The organism is Sessilibacter sp. MAH3 (assembly GCF_054658275.1).
In genome coordinates, this window is record NZ_BAAGIE010000003.1 from 92,581 (window position 1) to 115,407 (window position 22,827).

Here is a 22,827-nt window from a genome sequence, read left to right on the forward strand (position 1 = left end):
TAACTGTTCAGTTTTTAAAAATATTTTTTATATCTCATTCTGCTATACGTACTAAAGTGAGTTATGGAAATGTGAATTGTTAGACTGGTTTGTCAGTAGACTTTCATTTTTATAAGATTATTATGCAAATTCCTTCATCTTAGTATCTTGTTTGTGGTGCAAACCTCTATGAGACTGGTTTTATCTTATCGACACTCCCCAATACGGTTATCGTTTGGTAGTTTAGTTGTCATTATGGTGTGGGAACCTTTGGTTTGATGCAAAATTACGAGTGTAATTTCACGCAATAGTTGCAAGAGAACTTTTTAACTTAACCCGTTAGTCGTTACAATGTAGTGTTAAACAGCTTTACTTTGAGAGCTGTATTTCGTGGGGGGCAGAGTGCTTTAAGACCAAAGTAATTTTAAGACCAAAGTACTTTGAACATTAGAGTTATTTCGAGATCTCAGTTTGGGAATTTTTTAGCAATTTAAATTGCATCTTAATGGTTGCTAATAACTAATAAATAGTAATGGTTGCTAATAAATTTGTACGGGCAGTTAGCAGTTAATAGTAGCAATATTGTGAGTGAACAATGTTGTGAGTGAACAACGTTGTGAGTAAATAGTGTTATGAGTAAAAAATGTTGGCAAAGATCGTTTAAAAAATAGATGAAAAAGTCAACAAGATTTTAAAAGAAACAGGATTTTAAAAGATAAGTTTAGTCATTGTAATTAAAAAAATATAACAATAAATATTCTGTTGTGTAAGTGGATTTTAAAATAAAAAGGTATTTATATGGAAAATTCAGCTCTCAATGCAGATTTAGATGCCCTTGTGTTAGACGCTCAATCGGGGAATCAATCTGCATTAAATGAGGTATTGCTTCAATTACAGCATAAAATGTACAACATTGCATTGCGGTTTTTTTCAAATCCTCATGACGCAGAAGACGCATGTCAAGAAATTAATATTCGTATCGTTAAAAATATTCACAGTTTTAAAGGTGAAAGTAAATTTACCACATGGGTGTATAGGTTGGCTTACAATCTATTAATTTCGCTAAAAAACAGTAAAAAAAGCGAAAATTCACTGACCTTTGAGCAGTTTGCCGAAGGCATTTATATTGATATTAACGACCATGACGAAGCCGAAGTTGATAAGCCAGATTATCAACAATTACTGCAAGAGGTAAGGGTTGCCTGCACCTTGGCGTTATTGCAGTGTTTAGACGACGAAGCACGAATGACGTATATTCTGGGCGAAATTTTCGAAATGGATCATTCCGATGGTTCCCAGGTGATGAATATCTCTCAAGATAATTACCGTAAAAAATTATCTCGGGCGCGCTCTAAAGTGAATGAAGTAACTATGCAACATTGCGGTTTGGTGAAAGAGTCAAATCGCTGTCGTTGTCATAAACAGGTCAGTAAATCTATGAATATGGGACGCTTGAATCGAAACAATTTGGTATTCGCCAGTGACCGCAGCCATCCTGAACGTTTTCCCGAAGTGTTAAAAATGATTCGCGATTTACAAGAATCGCAACGTACCGCCGAATTATTAAGAAATGTACCTAGTGATGAAAATAATGAGAAATACATTAATTGGGTTCACGCAACGGTTGCCTCGGTGAATCACCGCTCGACCGTAAATGGCACCCAGGTCACGGCGTAGACACTCTTTAATTCTTAATTCTTAATTCTTAATTCTTAATTCTTAATTCTTAATTCTTAATTCTTAATTCTTAATTCTTGATTCGCAAAAAACGCCTTTTAATAAGGCGTTTTTGTTTGCTCGTTTGATATGTGCTATTTCGTTTGATATGTGCTATTACAGAGGAAGTTTGGCGGTATTTTCGTGGGTAATTGAGGTCTTCTCTTCCCAGTCGTAACACATTTCATCGGCAGGGTTTCGCTGTCCGGTTTCGCCCACTTTAACGGCGGGAACTCCGGCTACAATTGCGTGTGGTTCTACTTCTTTGAGTACCACGCTACCGGCACCAACCAAGGCGTTTTCGCCGACAATAATGTTGCCGAGAATTTTTGCACCCGCGCCAATTAAAACGCCACGGCGGATTTTTGGGTGCCGGTCGCCGCTTTCTTTGCCGGTGCCACCAAGGGTTACCGATTGCATAATCGATACGTGATCATCTACGCGAGCGGTTTCGCCAACCACAATACCGGTGGCGTGATCGAACATAATGCCTTTACCAATAACCGCCGCCGGATGTATATCCACAGAAAACACCACAGAAATTCTGTTTTGCAAAAACAAGGCGAAAGGCTTACGGTTTTGATTCCACAGCCAATGGGCAACTCGGTAAGCTTGTAAGGCGTGAAAACCTTTGTAATACAAAAAGGGCGTTGAGAATTCGTCGCAGGCCGAATCTCTTTTAAGCACGGCGTCTAGGTCGTAGGCGACGGCTTCTGAGAAGGCAGTTGCATTGGCTTCGAAGGCTTCTTCGATGACTTCGCGGATCAACAGTGCTGAAGCAGTTGGGCCGTCGAGCTTGCTGGCCAGTATGTAACTGAGCGCTGCCATAGGCGATGTATGGTTGAGTATGGTCGCGTGCAAATAGCTCGCAAGAATGGGTTCTTGATGGGCGTTAATCATCGCCTCGCGACGAATATTCTCCCAAATTTCTTCGATCACCTTGAAGCTCCAAGTGTAATTTTCTCTGAGGTTGCTCTTAGTTTTGGCCTTTTGATGGTTTTTCAAGAATTAGACCAATTTATATACATTTCTTGCCGATGATGGTTTTTGTTTGCGACCTGGTCGAAAAGGTCGCTATTGCTGAGTTGTGGTGGCGGCTAACTGCTACCACAAAGCCGATTACCACAAAGCCAACGGTGGTTCTTGCATAGCAGAAAATTGCTCGCGCAGCTCTAAAATATGTTCCGACCAATATCGCGCGCTGTTAAACCATGGAAAATTCATTGGAAACGCGGGATCGTTCCAGCGGCGTGCCAGCCAAGCCGAATAATGCATGATTCGTAAAGTGCGCAAGGGTTCAATCAATACTAATTCGGCGTGATTAAAGTCGCAGAATTGTTGGTAACCGTCTAAGACTTCATCAAGTTGAGAGGTTTGTTGTACGCGATCGCCCGACAATAACATCCACAAATCTTGTACCGCAGGCCCCATTCGCGCGTCATCAAGGTCAACAAAAAAAGCGCTGTCGTCGCGCCATAAAATATTGCCGGGGTGGCAATCGCCGTGTAGGCGAATATTGTCAAACTTAACTTGCCCAAAACGTGCTTGGATTTGCGTTATTAAATCTTGAGTCAGCGAATCGTAGGCTTGCACCAATTCTTTGGGAATAAAATCGTTACTCAGCAAAAACTCTCGCGATTCGATACCAAAGCTTTGAATATCCAGAATTGGGCGATGCTTGAAGGGCGCTTGCTTAGCCAACGAATGCATTCGGCCAATTAAGCGACCAATGACGTGTAAGCAATCGAGATTATCCAGCTCTGGTGCGTGACCGCCTTTGCGTTCGTAAACAGCAAACAAGAAATCGCCAAAGTGATGAAGGCTCACGTTGCTGTCATCTCTAAGCGGCGGCACTACGGGAATCTCAAGATCCAGCAAGTGCTCGGCGAAGTCGTGTTCTTCTTGAATTTGCTCGCGGCTCCAGCGATTAGGCCGGTAAAACTTGGCAATGATCGGACTTTTACCCTCAATTCCCACTTGGTATACGCGGTTTTCGTAACTGTTGAGCGCAAGTATGCGAGCGTCGCTGAGATAACCCAACGATTCTACGGCGTCTAACACGGCATCTGGCGTGAGAGAATTGTAAGGATGTTGTGAGTCAATCATAGAGGTGTCTCGATTCAAAAACGAATTCTAACGACTGAACGATGAATTCTCTAGCGAGTTGTTGGCTTTTGGCGAGCTGGTGTTCGCGCAATGGCCAAAACAACCGGCGGTTTGGCCCCTGCCGCGACTAAGGCTTTAGCGGCAGACTCAATGGTGGCGCCGGTGGTGACCACGTCATCGAGTAATAAAACGTGTTGTCCGCTAAGATCTTGCTTACAAACAAAGGTGTTTTCGAGATTTTTTAAGCGCTCTTTGCGGGTCAGCAGGCGTTGGTCTTGGCCGAATTTAACGCGTTTAAAATCCGTTACCAACGGGATGTTGCGTTGCTTCGCGAGCGTAACGGCCAGTTCGTAACTGTGATTAAAACCCCGCTGCCAGCGCTTGCGCCAGTGACTTGGCACTGCGGCGATAAGGTCGAACTGCTTAAAATCCAGCTCTTGATGAGCGCTGTTGAGAAGATCTACCAAGGCCGATTTAACCGGCCATTGTCGCGCGTCTTTGAAGTTGCGAATCAATACATCTACCGGAAAATCGTAGCGCAGCGGGCAAAAGCAACGTTCGTAACTGAGCCTTTGATTGGCGCAAACACCACATTGGATTGCGCTTACGGCCAGCGGTAAACCGCAGGTGCCACAGCGCTGATCAATCCACGGTAGGCACTGCCAACACAGCGAGCAAATCTTTTGGGAGTGAATGGAGCGGTTGTGTTCGGTAATAGCGTCGTGACAAATAACGCAACTCTGTAAAAACTGTGCGGCCGCAATCGATGTGAGATCTGTGGCCTTATGCCACCAACGCTTGGTGATGCCGAACCACTTTCTTTGGGTTGCTTGCACAGATACATCCTTGTGTTCGAGATGTTAACATCTTGATTTAACGTTAAAAATTTTACTGATCTAAGAGTAGTAAACCAAAACTTTATAACTTGGTTGACAGCTTTTTGCTTTCGTTTAGACTGCCTTGCTCTGATTTTATCTAATGACTGACAGCTGGAGTTCGGTGATGTCTGCCTTTGAACCTGCAATTCGCCACGATTGGCAACGAGAAGAAATCCTCGCGCTATTTAACAAACCGTTTATGGATCTTCTTTTCCAAGCGCAAAGTGTACACCGAGCTTATTTTGATCCCAACCAAGTGCAAGTCAGCACCTTGTGTTCGATCAAAACCGGCGCCTGCCCAGAAGACTGCGCCTATTGCCCGCAGTCGGCTCGTTACGATACCGGTCTTGAGCGCGAAAAACTGATGCGCGTTGATGCCGTGGTAGAAGAAGCCAAAGCTGCAAAAGAAGCCGGGGCAACCCGTTTCTGTATGGGTGCCGCATGGCGTTCACCAAAATCGAAAGACATGCCTTACGTTACCGACATGGTTCGACGCGTTAAAGAATTGGGTCTTGAAACCTGTATGACGCTTGGCATGTTAAAAGACGAACAAGCCCAAGAGCTGGCCGACGCCGGTTTGGACTACTACAACCACAATCTTGATACGTCGCCAGAATATTACGGCGAAATCATTACCACTCGAACCTATCAAGACCGGCTTGAAACCCTTGATCGCGTGCGTAAATCCGGCATGAAAATTTGCGCCGGTGGCATTGTCGGCATGGGTGAATCGGATAACGATCGCGCCGGTCTTCTGCAACAATTGGCGAATTTATCGGAACATCCCGAATCGGTACCTATCAACATGTTGGTGCGTGTCAGCGGAACACCGTTGGCCGATAACCCCGATCTTGATCCGTTTGATTTTATTCGCACTATTGCCGTTGCGCGCATTTTAATGCCGAAGTCTTACGTGCGTTTGTCGGCCGGTCGTGAAGACATGAACGATCAAACTCAAACTTTGGCATTTTTGGCTGGCGCCAACTCGATTTTTTATGGTGAAAAACTCCTGACCACGCCAAACCCTAAAGCCAACAAAGACATGCAATTGTTTGAGCGTTTAAACCTAAAACCCGAACAGCGCGAAACCCACGTGGATGATTCCACTGAACAAGTGGCTTTGGAACAGAAAATAGAAGCGCAAAAAAACCAGGCGTTTTTCTATGACGCCGCCCAGGTAAAAACGCCGATTAATTCCGACGTAACAGCCGCCGTTTGATCAATTAAAAACAGTTTGAAATCTCTGATGAATGCAATGGCGATTTAATCAGAGGTTTCTTCAAATTCATTAGATTTTCTTTTATCTCTTTTTTACTGCGACGGAAGATTGCCATGACGATTGAGCAACAATTAACACAAGCCCTGCTTGATCGTCACGAGGCGCATTTATACCGTCAACGCAAAGTTTTATTATCTGCCCAAAACAGTCGCGTTCAGGTTAATGCTCAGCATTATTTAAATTTTGCCAGCAACGATTATCTGGGTCTTGCCAATCATCCTGATGTAATCACTGCTTTTACCGAAGCCGCAGCACGTTATGGTGTAGGTAGTGGTGCCTCGCACATGGTGATTGGTCATCACGAACAGCATCATTTATTAGAACAAGAATTGGCTGAATTTACCGGGCGTGAACGTGCTTTATTATTTGCCAACGGATATGCCGCAAATTTAGCGTGTTTGAATGTTTTGCTCGGCCAAGGCGATTTGGTTGCCGAAGATAAATTAAATCACGCCTCTTTATTAGACGGAGGTTTATCGAGCGGTGCTAAATTTCGACGATATTTACACTGCGATTTAAACAGTCTAGAAAAAATGCTCACGCCAAAAGCCAACCGCAAAATCGTCGTTACCGATGGCGTGTTTAGTATGGATGGCGACCTTGCGCCACTTCGAGAAATTAGCCAAATTTGCCAGCAGCATAATGCGTGGTTAATGGTTGATGATGCCCACGGCTTTGGTGTGCTTGGTGCCACCGGCGCGGGCCTGTGTGAAGCCGAGAATTTAAGCGCGAATGATGTACCCGTGCTGATGGGAACCCTAGGTAAAGCCTTTGGCACCTATGGCGCGTTTGTAGCGGGTAGCGAAACCCTTATAGAAACTCTCATTCAATTCGCCAGACCTTATATTTATTCCACCGCGTTACCACCGGCGGTTGCCGCAGCCACACGCCAATCGCTCAAAATTATTCGCGAAGGCACAGGTTTGCGAACTCACCTCGCTGAATTAATTCGCGTATTTCGTGAAAAAATGCAAAAGACCAATCTTGAATTACTAACCTCACACACCGCCATTCAACCGATTATTATTGGCGACCAAGAAACAACTCTAAAGGTTGCCCAATGGTTACAAGAGCAGGGTGTATTGGTTGGCGCTATTCGCCCGCCAACAGTTCCTGCGGGTACGGCGCGTTTGCGCGTAACACTCACCGCCAGTCATTCTTTAGAAGACATTGATTCACTGGTAAATTTATTGATTGACGCCAATGAACGTTTTGTTGTTTCTTCTGCTCGTTAAGTAAAAGTTTTATGAAGTCTACTCCAACTTTAAAAGCCTCTTGCGAGCAGGTTTTAAACTCACCGAAAAATACCATCGAAATTACATTGGAAAAAAATCAACCGAGTTATTTAGCACCGGGATTTTACGCATGCTTGCAAAAACCCATCAGCGCCGAACCTTTGGTCTTGTTGCACGGTTGGGGGTGTGATTCGCAATCTTGGCAAGGCTTTGGTGTAAAGCTGCGTGACTATTTTGATGTTTATATTATTGATTTACCGGGTTTTGGTGAGAATAAACATTTAGCCATCAACATAGAATCATTGTTATCGGTTTTACCCAAGGTTGGTATTTATTTGGGTTGGTCGTTGGGTGGCATGTTGGCTATGCAAATTGCCCATTTATATCCACAGAGAGTGAGCGCCGTAATTACCTTGGCCGCTAATGCACGGTTTACACAATCGGATCAGTGGCCAAATGCCATGGACGATTTGGTGTATCAAAACTTTGCCAACAGTGTGCAACAAAATGCGCAAAAAACCTTAAAACAGTTTGCGCAATTGGTAGCAGGTAATCCAAATTCAGAAAATACCAACACCTCAAAAACCTTACTTAAGCAACTACGTGATCTTTATTCACAACAGCTAGAAGTGAACAATTTATCAAAAACTCTAGACTGGTTACACAGTATAGATAATCAAAAGAATTATGCTTCGATTATTGTGCCCGGTTTACACCTATTAGCAGAAGGCGACCAACTGGTTCCAAAAACCTGTATCGCTGATTTAGAGGATCTTTCTAAAGCTGCGCCTTGTGAACAAAAATATGTAAGCCTTAATAGCAGTCACGCTTTGCACTTAGAAATTCCAGAAGAGCTTATTAAGCGTATCGTCGATTTCGTGCAAGAACACCAACCGCACAGAAATAAATATCTGGTTGCTGAATCTTTTGGTCGTTGCGCAGAAAAATACGACGATGTTGCTGATTTTCAACGCCAAGTTGGCGCAGAGCTTTTACATCAATATCGCCAGTATATAAATCAGAACTCATTGCAAGAAACCGAACTCAATGTGTTAGATTTAGGTTCTGGTACCGGATTTTTTTCGAATCAATTAAGCAACTCATATCACCATATTGCCGGTGTTGATATTTCCCACGGCATGGCAAGTTTTGCGCAGCACCATTATCGAAAACCCTTGTTTAGTGTGGGCGATGCAGAATCATTACCGTTTTTAAATAATAGCTTTGATGCCTTGTATTCCAGCTTGTCGGTGCAATGGTGTGAACAGCCAGCAAAATTATTGTCGGAAATTAATCGGATTTTAAAACCAGAAGCTCGTGCATTTATTTCAACCCTTGGCCCGCAAAGCTTATTGGAACTAAAAGCGGCATGGAAAAGTGTTGATGACTACCGACATGTAAATCGTTTTCTCGCCGACCAAGTTCTTGTTGATATCGCAAAAAAGCTACAACTTAAAGATTTTAGTATTCATACAGAAATTATTACTCTGTATTTTTCTGAATTTGGCGAATTAATTAAAAGTATTCGTGATATTGGTGCGCACAATGTAAATCAAAATCGTGCTGGTGGTTTGGGTGGCAAGCAGAGGCTGTTGCGCTTAAAAGAAAGTTACGAACAATTTCGAGTAGATCAAGGTCTACCACTTACTTATGAAGTGTATTATTTATCGTTTTCTGGCTGACAGTCTATAGGAACCTCTGATTGACTCATCCACGATGTAATTAGAGGACAAAAATTGACAACGCGATTTACAATTTCAATCACTCAGTTCTTGAAATTGGCGATACATCCTTGTGTCGCGAGAAACTCTAGTTTAATCAGAGTTTCCTATAACAGTAATCGGCCGTTGATATTTAAACGACAGTTGTTTTCGAACAAAAGCTGTTTTTAACTAAGGCTATTTTTAAACAAAAAATTATTTTTTTTAGTGACTATGAGAAAATCCAACAAATTCTTTGTAACCGGCACCGATACCGAAGTGGGTAAAACTTTTATTACCTGTGCGTTGCTCGAAAAAGCCAAAGCACAAGGCTTAACAACCGGCGCATTAAAACCCGTTGCAGCAGGTTGTGTAGAGCAAGACGGCATTTTAAAAAACGAAGACGCGCTAGCACTTATCGATTCTATGACCTTGAGCTTGCCGTATCAGTCGGTCAACCCAGTTGCGTTAAAAGAAGCCATAGCACCGCACCTAGCCGCCAGTCACGAAAATAAAGTATTGCAAACCTCACGACTCACCGGATTTATCCAAGGCGCCTTTATGAATCGTGCGGACCTCTGGCTAGTGGAAGGCGCCGGTGGCTGGTTTGTACCCCTAAATCCACGCGAAACCCTCGCCGACATCGCCATAAAGCTACAACTGCCCGTCATTTTAGTGGTCGCCATCCGCCTAGGCTGCATCAACCATGCACTACTTACCGCCAACGCCATTCGCCAAGCAGGCCTACCTATCGCTGGCTGGGTTGCAAACTGCATGGATGACAACGCTGAATGTGTACAAGAAAATATTCAAAGTATTTACGAGAGAATACAAGCACCATTGTTGGGTGTGGTACCTAAATGCGAAAACGCGCAAAAAGCGAGTGAGTATCTTTCGATAGAAGTATTAGTTTAGATTTTTAAATTTAATAAGCTCAAGTTTAATAGAGTAAAATTTAATTTGGTCAATTTCTTTGAGGAGTTATTCTAAATACAATTTTTTAAAAAAACTAAATTATTTATTACGACGAGTGTTATTGGTTTTCAGAATCTCCTAAGTAATAAGTACTTAATGCTTGATACATGCCTTTTTGCCAGTGATTTGCGAATTGTGCAGTATCGATTCCCGGTTGTAAAATTGTTGATTGGATCACGGTTGCATTGATATTCTCTTTCTCCATAGATTTTATTTGCACAATTACCATGCCAAGAAGTTCGGCTGCCTTTCTGGAGTACCGTGTGGATATATCGAAATCATTAAAGTGTTTTGACGCTCGTTGCTTATCAATTTCTGGCCAGCTATCCGGTGGCGATACATAATATCTAAATTGTCCTACGTTAGAATAGTTATCGACAATATAAGTAGAAAAGATCCACTGATCTGAAAAAAACCTCTCGTTATCAAAATAAGGTTGAATTACCTGATTGTTAGCAGATGTTGAGAATTTTTGGGATTTTCCGTCCATATTACAGTCTCTACAAGAGGGAATAAGATTGCCTGGTAGGATGGAGAATTGTGGGTAAAATGTCTTAGGTAAATAATGATCTAGATTTCTTGGCGTGCCAATGCCTCCACAATAAGGGCATGATCCCTTTGCAGCATTTAAAATTGCATCGTATATTTTATAAGCTGGTTTTCCCTTTGAACTGAAATATTGTTTGTATAATTTTATTAAATCATCTTTATCTAGAGAATTGACTCTCAAAGAGCTATTACCGGTATCAACATGCTCGATAGTGTACAGTTGGCCAGATTTAGCAGCGCTTATGTATAGCTCTTCGAGCTCCTTGAGACTCTCTGCGCTTATCGTTATTCCGCACTTTAATTGGTCATTTCCAGTAATGCCAAGTATACAAGCATTAATAATTTGATCGAACGTAAACGGAGACTCTTGAAGGCGAATCATAGATCTTAACTATCCTCTGTCACGCTTAGTTATAAGAACCTGTAATAGAGCTCTACCTTCAAACCCAATTTGGTCGTTGTATTCATTCACTATTTCCTCATAGGTTTTACCTGATTGAACTGATTTAGTAAGAATATCGTGAAACCCTGATTTTTCGACCTCTAGGCTAAAGACTTCGCTAGTTAAAATCCCCACATTTTCGGCAAAAGTTTCTATCGATGGTCTATCTGCAATTACATTCTCACTTCTTCTAAAAATTTTCCATACACATGACTTCGGTATTTCTTGTAATACCACAGGTGAATGCGTGGCTATAATTGCGAGTCCGTTTTTATCATGAAGTAAATCTGAGAGCGCGCGAACAAAAGCCGACAGCAATGGTGGATGTAAATGACTTTCAGGTTCATCGAGTAAAACTAAGGTTTTTTCTTCCATTTTGGCTACTAATCGGGTAATCGTGAGTAGTATAATTGCATGGCCAGAACTCATGCGAGATAACGTTGGCGAGATTAATTCTTGAAATTTGGTTTTAAAGAAGTTTGAGTCGGATTGATCTGTTTCATTGTTCTGATTATTAAGTTCAAGAAATTTAGAATGTAATCTAGTTAATTGCATGATAAAAAAATTTTCATCTGAACTTAGAGTATTTATAGCGTTTACCCAAAGTTGGGCTTTGTTATCGTTGTAAAAGCAGCTAATTAATGCGTCTACGCAATCATTTTGTAAACTGTTGAGGGAGCGAAGATGTGCGGTATTTGTTAAATCTTTTAAACCTATGTAGAAATAGCAAGTTCCTTTTGCTGGATCTGGTTGTTCTTTTGGTGGATTAAATGGATCGAAAGCGCTAAAAGAAACTGAGACAAGACTACTAAAATAGTCGTTAGCAATTTCTTTTTCTGAGTTGTATTCAAGGTCAAAAAACTTTGCTACTGAATTACTTTTATTTGTAATTGCGTCTATCATCTCATTTAAAATAGTTGTTTTCCCTACGCCATTTCTCCCTATGATGGCGTGAATATTAGATCTGGGAGTGGAATCTACTTCGACTTCAAAGCTGAGTTCAACATCTCCGAATTTTGGTTTTTCAGGTCTAAAAAATTTAAATTTGAAATTAGTTAATTCAGCTTTTCCTTCAAGTACTCTGGCATACTGACCTTTTATGGTTGCTAGACTGATGTGTCTTAGTAATGATGTGCTAAAAACATCTTGATCCATCAATGAATTTATAATGTCGGGGTTTATGACAATATCTCTTAATGAAAATAATATTGTTTTTTTAAGGTCGCTAGGTAAGTTCGACATATTTTGATAAAAATCTACTACTTGCCCAAGAGAGAAAAATTCTTCGTCTAATGTAGAGAATTCTTCTGGAAGTCTTTCGTGAGTACGTGTTTTTATTGTCTGGTCTTTGAAGCCAATTTTAAGCGGGCCAATTATATGGCGGTTCCCTTCAGAGTCATGAAATGAAAAATGGAACATTGTTACAAATGAATAATCGTTCCAGTTGTCTATGATTAGGTAACCACAACTATTTCCTTTCTCAGGAATTTTTGCAGTTTTAGATAAAATCCGAAACAACATAATAGTGAGCGCCATTATAAATTTAATTAATTGTTATTAATTGAGAATATATTTTTGTATTATGTCAGTTACCGCTTTATTGGTCATTTTTTATGAAAAATTTTTATTAAAATATCGATTTATTTTTTAGCTTAATTAACGCTAAGTTCAGTTGCAACTGGTAAGTTGTCAGGTTATTAGTCTGAGTATGTTGAAGACGTCATGGCATAAATTTTATTGCCGTAGTTCTTTAGGGGATGAGCTTGTTGTCATCTGTAACTACGATGCTTAATACCACAATTCTAAGAATAGCAAAATTGAGTCTTGAACTATCTATTGGCGGGCTCGTTGTCTATCTAGAAGTGCTATGATTTCAAGATAGACAGTGTTTTGATTTTGGAGGTAAATTTGCGGATAGTTTGTAGAGATTTTCTCGATAATAGCTGAGAATTTTGGTCGTTTCAGAATATCCTCTTCGATTTTTGTGATTGGTCTGTCTATTGCGAAACTGTGTAACTATTCTGGCTCCATAAAAAACATTTAAACGTATGTAAGTGGAAAGAGAATTATTCCGAGTTTTTGAAGCGTTTATTACAGTAAATTCTCTAATGGAATACCTGCTTCTTGCTCAATTGACTTATATTCTTCTTTTAAAAATTCAAGAAATTGAGATAGCTGTAATATATGCTCTTCGTAGTCTGCTCTGTTTCTTAAGGTTTCGCTTTTCAACAGTTGATCTTGATAGAGTAAGCCATCGCGAACGGCAGAAATGAGCATTGGGGCCATGTGATTTGGTATTTCCATTATATTGCTTCCTTTATAATTCTTTGAGCTAACAAATGAAGTAAATTTTTAAATTGGGATAGAGGCATATCATATGCTGGAGCTATTGTATAATGAGTAGCCTGAAATTTTGTATTAAATTGATCTTTGACAATTGCCAACCCATTAGGAAGCTCCGTACCTTTTGGAATTCTATAATACTCCCAGTCTTTACCTTTGGATAATCCTGGTTCATCAAATGTACTAATTCCTCTGGGTTGATACTTTACAGAAACCCATTTAACGCCGTTTTTCGAGACGATTTGAATGTCTGCTAGTCTTGGTCGACCGTTGGATAGAACAGTATTTTTTTCGACGAAATCGAAAACATAAATTTGTGTCTTTTTATTCCTGGCTCGCCACAAATTAACTGGTACCGCGCCTTCAAAATATTGGTTAATTTTTCCAGATTGAATTAACACATCTTTAAGAATTACTGTACTCATGGTGGCATTTCCAAAGTTGTTATTCAGCGAGTCTATTGAGTTTTCAAGGTTTCTTAACTATCTATTATGACCTTATTTTTCAATGACAATCTGTTGAGGATTTTAACACAGTCACGTTTTTGTGAATTTTTATGTAGTTGTTAGTTTTGGTGCCAGGTTTGTCATTCAAATAGTTTTAAGAGTTTTGCCTTTTAATGTCTTAACCTAATTTCTTTGGAATGGTTATGTAGTTTTAGATGGTTAGGTTTTATTGTGCAAGTTGTATTGTGTTAGTTTTATTGCACGAAATGTTCTTTTTGTGTTTGTGTGAAAAATTAACTTTATTAGTGTTTTTTCTGATTTACTTAATGAATTTGGTTTTTTTATAAAGCTAATTTTTAAGCTGGATTAAGTAAGAGTGTTCTAGCTTTTTCGTAATTTTGTCGTTACCTGAACTCCTGATTTTGATAACTTTATGTTATTAATTTGCGGTGCCGTTTATGATATTCAGTTTTAAGTTGTCTTGCACATTGTGGGATAGAAGATAATTCTGATTAAACTCTTATATGAGTAGGTATTTAAAATATTGACCAATTTTCTGATGTGGTGAGTTTTTGATTTCTTCTTAAGCGTCTCTTCCTTAACTCTCTGTGATTTAAAATCAGCTTTTTTCAATAAGTTCACACTATTTGTTCACACTTGTCATTAGTGACAGGGTGGAAGCCATTGTATGAATCGTCCCTGAATAAAATCTCGCGAAGGTCACTTCAATGTGTTTTTGCTGGCATTGATGTGATTTTTTGTGTCGATAAATTCCTCGCTTGTTTGTGGGGCCATCCTTGGAGACGGTTAATGTCGATTCAGTTTAAGAATCTTAAAAATAAATCCCTGCCAAATAAAAATTATTTTGCTAAAAAGTCGTTAGCGAAGTTTTTTAAATTTGGCCCGTGTATTCCATTTTTTGCCTCGGCAATGATGGGGCTTTCGATTCCTTCGTTTGCGCAAGACGGTGAAGAAGAAAAAGCACTGGAAGAGGTTGTTGTTACCGGTACGCGTATTCGCCAAGACCCTTTATCGCAGGGTTCGCCAGTTGTAACGCTTACCGCAAAGGATTTGGATCGATCGGGATTGACGTCTTTAGGGGATTTTCTTCAACGTTTAACTGCTTCGGGCGGTGGTTTAAACTCGCGTTTTAACAGCAGTGGTAACTTTGGCTTTCCGCCGGATGGTGGCGGTATTGGTGCCGGTGCTTCGCAAATTGATTTGCGTTATTTAGGCTCGAATCGCACCTTGGTTTTGGTGGATGGTGTGCGTTGGGTAAATGGTTCTTCGGCCAGTGGTGTGTCGTCAGCGGTTGACTTAAATACCATTCCCACTGCAATTATTGAGCGTATTGAAGTTTTAGAAGATGGTGCATCGTCTATTTACGGCAGTGATGCTATTGCCGGTGTAGTTAATATTATTACCAAAAAAGATTTCGAAGGTTTTGAAATTGAGGCTTATTCCGGAGCTTACGATGAGGGCGACGGTGAAAATAACGAAATTAATTTATCGATTGGTTCGCATGGCGAAAAATCCCGTATATTTTTAAATATCGGTTATGTGAATTCTAACGACGTATTGGCTGCCGATCGCGATCAAGCGTCTACACCAATTCCATTTGTGACTAACGGTTTGGGTGGCAGTTCGGGTACGCCGCAAGGGCGATTTGTTTTTACCGATCCGAATACCGGAATTGATGTCGACTGTACCATTAATAATGGTGTAACCGGTGTGCCACGATACGATGCGTCAAACCCGTGTGGCCCAAATGATGATTTTCATCCATTCACAAATGCCGATCGTTTTAATTTCTCGCCATTTAACTTAGTACTTGCACCGAATGAGCGAACCAATATTTATACCCAAGCGCAATACGATTTAACGCCTACCACAACCTTTACATTAAAAGGTTTGTTTAACAATCGTAAATCCACTAACCAAGCGGCGCCGGAGCCTTTATTTATTGGCCCAGAAGCCGGTAATGGTAATTTGTTGGATACGATTTCGGTTGATGCTTCGAATCCATTTAACCCGTTTGGTTTTACCATTGATGCCAATACCAATCCGTTCTTTTTTGGCCGCAGACCACTAGAAGGTGGCCCGCGTGTATTTGAGCAAGACGTTAATACTTTTTATGTGAGTGCGGGTTTGCAAGGACAGTTTGAGCTTGCCGATCGTAATTTTTATTGGGATGTTAATTTCGCGCGTTCGCAAAACCGTGCCGACCAAATTAAAACCGGTGGTTACAACTCGGCGCGTATTCGACAAGCGTTAGGCCCAATTGAAGATTGTACCGATCCTTGTGTGCCATTAAATTTCTTTGGGGGTCAGGGTGATGGCACGGGTACCATTACGCAGGAGCAATTGGATTATATTTCGTTTGTGCAAAAAGACGTAAGTGAGCAAGAGCTTAGCGATATTAGTGCAAACATCAGCGGTACTTTATTTAATTTACCAGCCGGGGCATTTGCCTTTGCAGCCGGTGTTGAATACCGAGAACAAGATGGGTTTTTCCAACCCGATGCGGTTGTAGTCGCTGGCGAAAGTGCGGGTGTACCTTCAACACCAACACGCGGCGGTTTTGATGTTGAAGAATATTATCTAGAATTGCAGGTGCCTATTTTAGCAAACCTACCGGGTGCTGATTTATTGGATTTATCGTTGGCGCTTCGCACCTCGGATTACAGCACCTTTGGTTCTGAATCGACCGGTAAAGTGGGTTTTAAATATCGTCCCGTAAAAAATCTATTAATTCGCGGTAGCGTTTCTGAAGGTTTGCGTGCTCCGGGTATTGGTGAATTATTCGGTTCTGCGGCGCGTTTCGACCAAACGCTTGCCGATCCGTGTTCTGATTTGTTAGGCACGCAACCGGGTTCTACACCGGCGGATTCTCAAACCATTGCCAACTGCCAGGCGTTGGGTGTTCCGGTGGATGGCAGTTATGTGCAGTTTAATAACCAAATTTCGGTAACAACCGGTGGTAATCGCCAACTGCAACAAGAAGAATCCGACAGCTTCACTCTAGGTTTTGTTTACGATGCCGACTGGGTGGATAACCAAGATTGGATCGAACAATTCACCGTTGAAGGTACTTATTACGATCACGAAATCGAAGGTGCCATTCAAGCCTTAGATGCACAGGTGCAATTAGAAGGTTGTATTAACACCCTTGATCCAACCTTGTGTAGCGGAATTACTCGAACCGCGGGTGGTGTTATTAACGGTTTCTCAAATCAATTAACCAATATTGGTGGCATTGAAACCTCGGGCTACGATCTAACCTTCACCTATTTAAGCCCAACCTACAATTTTGGTCAGGTGAAATTAACGTGGCAAAACACCTTCTTAGATGAATACGTTGAGCAGGTTCCAACTTCTACGGGCTTTATTGACGTGCATTTAGAAGGCACCGAAACCGGCGATCCAGAGCAAGCGTATCCCGAATTAAAATCTACGCTTACCGCTGAATTGTTTTACGACAACTGGGCCTTTGCGGCAACCTTCCGCTACATTGATGAAGTTACCGAAGACTGTACGGGGTTGGCTGGCCTAGGTTTATGTTCAAACGAAGCGGCTGAATTAAATACCTTGGATGAAACCTTGTATGTAGATTTGGCGGCCAGCTGGTCGGTACCAAGTGACACAGAAATTACCATTTCTGCCGGTTTGCTTAACGTTACCGATGAAGACTCACCAACTTGTTTTAGCTGTGCATTAAACGGTTTTGATGCAACCACCTACGACGTACCCGGCGTATTTGGTTACGTAAGATTTAATGTGAAGCTTTAATTTATAAAAATGTTCTAGCGATTAAAACCGGCCTAAATGGCCGGTTTTTTATTAATTGTATGTTTAATTTTTCTTATCTCATTAAATCAAGATTGAGTGAACCTAAGGTCTTCAATGTGGTTAGAGTATTTAGGCTCTGTATCCAACCGGTACTTCCAACGTATCTTTGATTTCTTCCATTACTACATAACTGGTGCACTCTTGTACGCCGGGTAGGGTTAACAAGGTTTCTCCATAGAAACGTCGGTAGGCTTTCATGTCTTGAACGCGGGCTTTGAGTAGATAGTCGAAGTTACCCGAGACGAGATAGCATTCTTGAACTTCTTGTAGGGCTTTGGCGGCGTCGCGAAATTTTTCAAAGATGTCTTTGGGTGAGCGTGCCAGTCGAATTTGTACGAATACGACCAGGCCTGCTTTTAAAAAATTGGGGTTTAAAAGCGTGGTGTAGCCGCGAATCACGCCTTCTTTTTCCAGCTTTTTGATGCGCTCTACACAGGGTGTGGTGCTTAAGCCAATTTGTCGGGCGAGTTCTGCGTATGAGATGCGGGCGTCTTTTTGCAGTATACGGATGATGTTGCGATCGATTCTGTCGAGTTCATAGTCGGCCATGGTGCGCTGTTCTATTCTAAATACAGATGTACGTTTTAACGGAGTAAAGTCAGTTGAGAAGGTTTTATAGGCGGTTTCTAGCCCTGACTTTTGGAAAACCAGTGATTTCTACTGGATTGCCCTTCAAAAAGTGAATTCAAATAGTTAAAAGGTCTTCATAATCAAAAAAATACCATGAAATCGACTGAATAACACCTTCTAGAATAGTTTTAACGCCTTAATGGCTCCCATATAAAAGTTAAAAAGTCTTAATCCTGTCGGAGGTTTCTATGTTAATTGGTGTTCCAAAAGAAATTAAAAATCATGAATATCGCGTTGGCCTTACCCCGGCAGGTGTCCGTGAACTGGTAGAAAGCGGTCACTCGGTGATTGTTGAAACCTTGTGCGGTGATTCAATTGGTTTTACCGACGCTATGTACGAAGCGGCAGGTGCTGCGGTAATTGCAACGGCTCAGGAGATTTTTGAGCGCGCAGAGATGATCATTAAAGTAAAAGAGCCACAACCTGTTGAGTGCAAAATGCTGCGCGAAGGTCAGATTCTTTTCACATACTTGCATTTAGCTCCAGATCCAACCCAAACCGAATTGTTGATTGCTTCTAAAGCAACCTGTATTGCCTATGAGACCGTGACCGACGCCGCTGGTGGTTTGCCATTATTGGCGCCAATGTCTGAAGTTGCTGGACGTATGTCTATTCAAGCTGGTGCACATTATCTAGAAAAAGCACAAGGCGGTTTGGGTACTTTACTTGGCGGTGTTCCTGGTGTTGCACCCGGTAAAGTATTGGTTATTGGCGGCGGTGTTGTTGGTACACATGCGGCGCGTATCGCTGTGGGTATGGGTGCAGATGTAACCATTCTTGATCGCTCATTGCCTCGTTTGCGTCAACTTGATGTTGAGTTTGGCGGCAAAGTTAAGTGTGTTTATTCAACCGTTGAAGCCATCGAAGAGTTAGCCATTGCGGCTGATTTGGTGGTGGGTGCCGTGTTGATTCCGGGTGCGGCAGCACCTAAGTTACTGACCCGTGACATCATTGCTAAAATGAAAAAAGGTTCTGTGGTTGTTGATGTTGCAATTGACCAAGGCGGTTGTTTCGAAACCTCTAAAGCAACCACTCACGCTGAGCCTGTGTACGAAGTTGATGGCGTTATTCACTACTGTGTTGCCAATATGCCAGGTGGTGTTGCGCGTACTTCCACCATGGCCTTAACCAATGCCACATTACCATTTGCGTTGCAAATTGCTAATAAAGGTGCGGCCAAAGCCGTATTGGATAACAAGCATTTGTTGGCAGGTTTGAATGTTCACGCGGGTAAAGTGACTTATCAAGCTGTTGCAGAAGCTTTGGGTTATGAATACGTTGCTCCAGAAATCGCTTTAGCTTAATTTTTTTAGAAATCCCGGATTAATTTATGATTTGATCCGGGGAAACCTTGACGGCACATTTTTTGTGTCGCTGGAAGCTCTGGATTTTTCGGAGTTTCCTTAAGTTTCTATTAAGTTTGTTTGTAGATAATAGCGATAGGTAATTTAGTTTACGGTCGCTTTATTGATGTTGTTGTTCGCTGTGTTAAATGGTGTAGTTTCGTTTCGTAAAGAGTCTTTTCTAGTTTTACCTCAATCGGGTTGACCGATTAAATCCCTTAGTGTTGACGCTTAATGCGGTATACACAGGCGTTGGTTAGATGTTGCGCTATACAAAGTCGCTTTATCAACGCTGTGTTATACCGCTTTTTTTATGCCAGTCTTTTTTTCAGCGCCTGCGTCGCACGTCCATCTAAAATCGTTAAGCCAACACCGATACACAGCATTCCCAACAAATGCTTGGTGGTTAAAATCTCGTTTAAAAATAATACGCCTAGCGCGATTGAGCTTACCGGTATTAAAAAAGCTACCAGCAGTAAATTGGTTGCGCCGGTTTTGGTGAGCAGTTGAAAAAATAAAATGTACGCGAGTACTGACGAAAACAGAACCAATCCCGCCATTGATCCCCAAGTTAATAAACTGGGTGGCGAAAGCGTCCATGGTGATTCAAACACGAACGCCATGGGTGTTAGAAAAATGGCCGATGCTGTCATTTGCCCGGTGGCCGTCTGCAACGGGGTTATGTTGTTGTGATTGGCTTTTTTTGAAAATATAGCGCCTGTTGCATAGCAGATTGCAGCGAGTATGACCGCTATTTTTCCTATAATCAGGTTTTCCGATTCATTGATGCTGTCTGAGAGCATTACCACTACACCTAAAAATCCAATTACTACGCCTGTAAGTTTATTGGTTGTAATTTTTTCGTCGCTGGTAAAGAAGTGCGCGGCGATTACAGAAAATATAGGTGTGCTAGCGTTGAGTGTCGCGGCTAATCCAGAGCTAATATATTGCTGTCCCCAGGCAATCAATACGTATGGAAGTACAGAGTTTAATAATCCCATTACTGAAAATATGTAGATTGTGGTTTTGTTTAACGTTAATGGAGTTTTTTTTATAAATAGTAGCAGCGACAAAATGATAGCAGCCAACAATACTCTTAATGCCACCAAGGTTATTGGCGGTATTTCTTTAACGATAATCTCGACAAAAAAGAATGAGCTGCCCCAGATGATGGAAAGCGAAACTAAAATAGACCATTGCTGTAGGGTCATGGGTTGAACATGGGGATTGGTTGGCATCGAAAAGGTATCTCTACATCGTAAGGGCAGGATTTCAAATTACTGTCATGAAGCATAAGAGCTAAATGGATTCTGAATTATCATTTTTGGAACCCAATCAGCTGTGTTATCCGAATAATTTTTACTCATATTAATCTTCTAACCTGCCAATCGATCGAGGCAATTTTGCTTTAATCGATAAAGTAACTACTTTATAAAGAATCCCTTAAAGATAGTGCAGTCTTTTGGATGACTCGATTGTATTTTCAATCCTTAAAAACAATCGCTGAGTTGGACAGGATTTATCGTTAACATCTAAATTTCAACTAATATCAAATAGTGTTTGATGGGAACGTATTTATAAAGTAAGCGTTAGCACACCTTACTATTGTTCTCACTTGTATTTGACTAAATTAGTATACTCTGTGTAACGAAAATCTTTCTAGTTAATCGATATTATTATTACATCAACTGAGAATAAGTTTACATTGTGTGAATTTTTCTAGGCTTTGGGTTTGAAAAGAAGCGCTATCTATGGTTATTTTTTAAAATTATTAGCAGGTGTCAATTAGTTTGAAGGAATTAATTAATTCTTTTTTTGTAACATTAATTAGAATGTATTATTCAAACGGAAATTTTAAAATGGGTTTAAATTGTACCATCTAAAGCGGAAGTTAATGATTGAGCAGGCTGGAGTTAATTAAAGTAAATACTCATTAATCTGTCGTTTCTCGTACACAAAGACGAGTTAAGTGACTATTCTTAAAAAATAGTGGTTACTAGGGTAAGAGAATTTAATGAATTAGCATGAATGTTGAGCTTGTATCGTCTAATTTTTGGTTAGTTTGTTGTAAATCTTCGCTGCGAATATTTCTCTTGAATTTAGCGGCAATTTAAGTCGTTGAATCGGTTAAAAATAGGCTTTCAGTCATTAAACATCTCAGATCAACATCTTCACAGTTCCATTCACTTACCGTTCTTGACGTTGGCAACACAGCATGCGTCGCTAGAAGCATTGGTTTATCAACGCTTTTCCTAAACAACGACCGTAGTTGATCTTGAGCGAGACAAATAATCAAGTTGCGTATTAATAGTATTTCTGCACGCATGAAAACTTTAGAGATAAAGCTTTAAATTCAGCCGTTTATGAGGGCGGCTTGGCATCCTTGAAATATTTATCAGCACATCATGCATCGGAGAAAATTTCCTGCATTCAGATTTAGGTATTACTAACCTAGAGCCTAGAGCAACGTCGATGAATATTCATTCTGACTTGTTTTTCTTTCTGGAACTTTATGTTGCGCGATTAGGGCTATCTAATCGATCGCACAAATTCTTAGCCACCAAATACGCTATTGTTCGGCTTCGATTAACCGAAGGTTTTTGAAGCTCGTGGCTCCGGAAACAATATTTTTGTGTTTATTTGATCTACCTACCTACCAATAGGTAGATAATCGAAATCTTTTGCGATACTCTGATCTCGTTCATTTGAAATTCGTTAAATCTCTATTGGGGGATCATCATGTCATCAGAAATTTTTTGGTTAACTGCAACTGCTTTACTTGCCGCTGTACTTTGGGTGCCTTATGTATTGAACCGAATTGCCGAATTGGGTTTGATGGAAACCTTAGGTAATGGCGGCGCCAGTGCCGTGATGCAGCATCAATGGGCAATTCGTGCACGTGCTGCTCATGCAAACCTAACCGAAGGCTTGGTTATTTTTGCACCTTTGGCATTGGCCGTTGAAGTTACTGGAATGTCTAACGAGCTAACGGCAACACTTTGCGCCGTCTACTTTTTTGCGCGCTTGGCGCACGTAGTAATTTATACCGTTGGAATTCCCGTTGCTCGAACTTTAGCGTTCGCCACCGGACAGGTGAGTTTGATTATTCTTGCGTTGCATTTATTGGGAATTGTGTAAGAAATTTCGCAATCTTCGGTTTTGCCGCTGCCCTCTGATTAAGTTTGAGACAAGTTAGTCAGAGGCTTTTATTGTCGAGGTTCTTACTGTCAGGCGATCTTATGGTCGGAGCTTCCTCATAGCCAGCTTCTTACAAACAGGCTCTTACAAACAACTTTTTATAAACAGTGTTTCAAACTCCGATTTAGAAAGCCTGAATCTCTGATCTTGGGTTTGGCT

Annotated in this window: 18 protein-coding genes; 9 read left to right on the plus strand and 9 right to left on the minus strand. The window is 41.1% G+C overall.

The genetic code is table 11. The features are described from left to right. The first annotated feature begins 777 nt into the window (after positions 1 to 777). Complete coding sequence (locus ACYQ2C_RS03155; RefSeq protein ID WP_460102128.1) at positions 778 to 1,656, plus strand: RNA polymerase sigma factor; 879 nt, start codon at positions 778 to 780, stop codon at positions 1,654 to 1,656. Positions 1,657 to 1,812: 156 nt separating this feature from the next. Here the strand turns inward: ACYQ2C_RS03155 and cysE are convergent, their stop codons facing one another. The 3 genes from cysE to ACYQ2C_RS03170 all read right to left on the minus strand — a co-directional run bounded on the left by cysE (position 1,813) and on the right by ACYQ2C_RS03170 (position 4,637). Continuing rightward, the gene (cysE, locus tag ACYQ2C_RS03160) at positions 1,813 to 2,634 is read right to left on the minus strand and encodes a serine O-acetyltransferase (protein WP_460102126.1); all 822 of its coding nucleotides are present in this window, start codon (positions 2,632 to 2,634) and stop codon (positions 1,813 to 1,815) included. A gap of 180 nt (positions 2,635 to 2,814) precedes the next feature. Further along, positions 2,815 to 3,801, minus strand: a complete 987-nt coding sequence (locus tag ACYQ2C_RS03165; RefSeq protein WP_460049954.1) for a serine/threonine protein kinase — start codon at positions 3,799 to 3,801, stop codon at positions 2,815 to 2,817. A gap of 50 nt (positions 3,802 to 3,851) precedes the next feature. Next, a complete protein-coding gene (locus tag ACYQ2C_RS03170; RefSeq protein ID WP_460102122.1) occupies positions 3,852 to 4,637 on the minus strand; it encodes a phosphoribosyltransferase family protein in 786 nt (261 codons plus the stop codon). 142 nt (positions 4,638 to 4,779) lie between these two features. Between ACYQ2C_RS03170 and bioB the strand changes: the two genes are divergently transcribed. The 4 genes from bioB to bioD all read left to right on the plus strand — a co-directional run bounded on the left by bioB (position 4,780) and on the right by bioD (position 9,808). Further along, positions 4,780 to 5,898: a biotin synthase BioB gene (bioB, locus tag ACYQ2C_RS03175; RefSeq protein ID WP_460102120.1), complete on the plus strand. Its 1,119-nt coding sequence runs from the start codon at positions 4,780 to 4,782 to the stop codon at positions 5,896 to 5,898. 113 nt (positions 5,899 to 6,011) lie between these two features. Further along, a complete protein-coding gene (gene bioF / locus ACYQ2C_RS03180; protein ID WP_460102118.1) occupies positions 6,012 to 7,193 on the plus strand; it encodes an 8-amino-7-oxononanoate synthase in 1,182 nt (393 codons plus the stop codon). 11 nt (positions 7,194 to 7,204) lie between these two features. Next, a complete protein-coding gene (gene bioC / locus ACYQ2C_RS03185) occupies positions 7,205 to 8,875 on the plus strand; it encodes a malonyl-ACP O-methyltransferase BioC (RefSeq protein ID WP_460102116.1) in 1,671 nt (556 codons plus the stop codon). 252 nt (positions 8,876 to 9,127) lie between these two features. Beyond that, a complete protein-coding gene (gene bioD / locus ACYQ2C_RS03190; RefSeq protein WP_460102114.1) occupies positions 9,128 to 9,808 on the plus strand; it encodes a dethiobiotin synthase in 681 nt (226 codons plus the stop codon). A gap of 118 nt (positions 9,809 to 9,926) precedes the next feature. On the opposite strand, the gene ACYQ2C_RS03195 is transcribed toward bioD, so the two are convergent. The 4 genes from ACYQ2C_RS03195 to ACYQ2C_RS03210 form a co-directional block, all read right to left on the minus strand. After that, complete coding sequence (locus ACYQ2C_RS03195) at positions 9,927 to 10,799, minus strand: HNH endonuclease (RefSeq protein ID WP_460102112.1); 873 nt, start codon at positions 10,797 to 10,799, stop codon at positions 9,927 to 9,929. A gap of 9 nt (positions 10,800 to 10,808) precedes the next feature. After that, the gene (locus tag ACYQ2C_RS03200) at positions 10,809 to 12,380 is read right to left on the minus strand and encodes an AAA family ATPase (RefSeq protein ID WP_460102110.1); all 1,572 of its coding nucleotides are present in this window, start codon (positions 12,378 to 12,380) and stop codon (positions 10,809 to 10,811) included. 570 nt (positions 12,381 to 12,950) lie between these two features. Further along, a complete protein-coding gene (locus tag ACYQ2C_RS03205) occupies positions 12,951 to 13,163 on the minus strand; it encodes a hypothetical protein (protein ID WP_460049942.1) in 213 nt (70 codons plus the stop codon). Continuing rightward, a complete protein-coding gene (locus ACYQ2C_RS03210) occupies positions 13,163 to 13,627 on the minus strand; it encodes a Tse2 family ADP-ribosyltransferase toxin (RefSeq protein WP_460102106.1) in 465 nt (154 codons plus the stop codon). The genes ACYQ2C_RS03205 and ACYQ2C_RS03210 overlap by 1 nt, the downstream gene beginning before the upstream one ends. An 831-nt stretch (positions 13,628 to 14,458) precedes the next feature. Between ACYQ2C_RS03210 and ACYQ2C_RS03215 the strand changes: the two genes are divergently transcribed. Further along, positions 14,459 to 17,437 (plus strand): TonB-dependent receptor domain-containing protein, encoded by a 2,979-nt coding sequence (locus ACYQ2C_RS03215; RefSeq protein ID WP_460102104.1) that lies wholly within the window; start codon positions 14,459 to 14,461, stop codon positions 17,435 to 17,437. Between the two features lie 129 nt (positions 17,438 to 17,566). On the opposite strand, the gene ACYQ2C_RS03220 is transcribed toward ACYQ2C_RS03215, so the two are convergent. After that, the gene (locus ACYQ2C_RS03220; protein WP_460049936.1) at positions 17,567 to 18,046 is read right to left on the minus strand and encodes an Lrp/AsnC ligand binding domain-containing protein; all 480 of its coding nucleotides are present in this window, start codon (positions 18,044 to 18,046) and stop codon (positions 17,567 to 17,569) included. A gap of 269 nt (positions 18,047 to 18,315) precedes the next feature. Between ACYQ2C_RS03220 and ald the strand changes: the two genes are divergently transcribed. Then, entirely contained in the window at positions 18,316 to 19,431 is a 1,116-nt protein-coding gene (gene ald / locus ACYQ2C_RS03225) for an alanine dehydrogenase (protein ID WP_460049934.1), read from the plus strand. 350 nt (positions 19,432 to 19,781) lie between these two features. Here ald and ACYQ2C_RS03230 read toward each other — a convergent pair whose 3' ends face one another. After that, complete coding sequence (locus ACYQ2C_RS03230; protein WP_460049932.1) at positions 19,782 to 20,708, minus strand: DMT family transporter; 927 nt, start codon at positions 20,706 to 20,708, stop codon at positions 19,782 to 19,784. Between the two features lie 1,501 nt (positions 20,709 to 22,209). Between ACYQ2C_RS03230 and ACYQ2C_RS03235 the strand changes: the two genes are divergently transcribed. Together ACYQ2C_RS03235 and ACYQ2C_RS03240 are read left to right on the plus strand one after the other, a co-directional pair. Then, positions 22,210 to 22,608 carry an MAPEG family protein gene (locus ACYQ2C_RS03235; RefSeq protein WP_460049930.1) on the plus strand — a complete coding sequence of 133 codons (399 nt, stop codon included), beginning with the start codon at positions 22,210 to 22,212 and terminating at the stop codon, positions 22,606 to 22,608. A gap of 71 nt (positions 22,609 to 22,679) precedes the next feature. Further along, entirely contained in the window at positions 22,680 to 22,730 is a 51-nt protein-coding gene (locus ACYQ2C_RS03240; protein ID WP_460115636.1) for an LEPR-XLL domain-containing protein, read from the plus strand. The last annotated feature ends 97 nt before the right edge of the window (positions 22,731 to 22,827 follow it).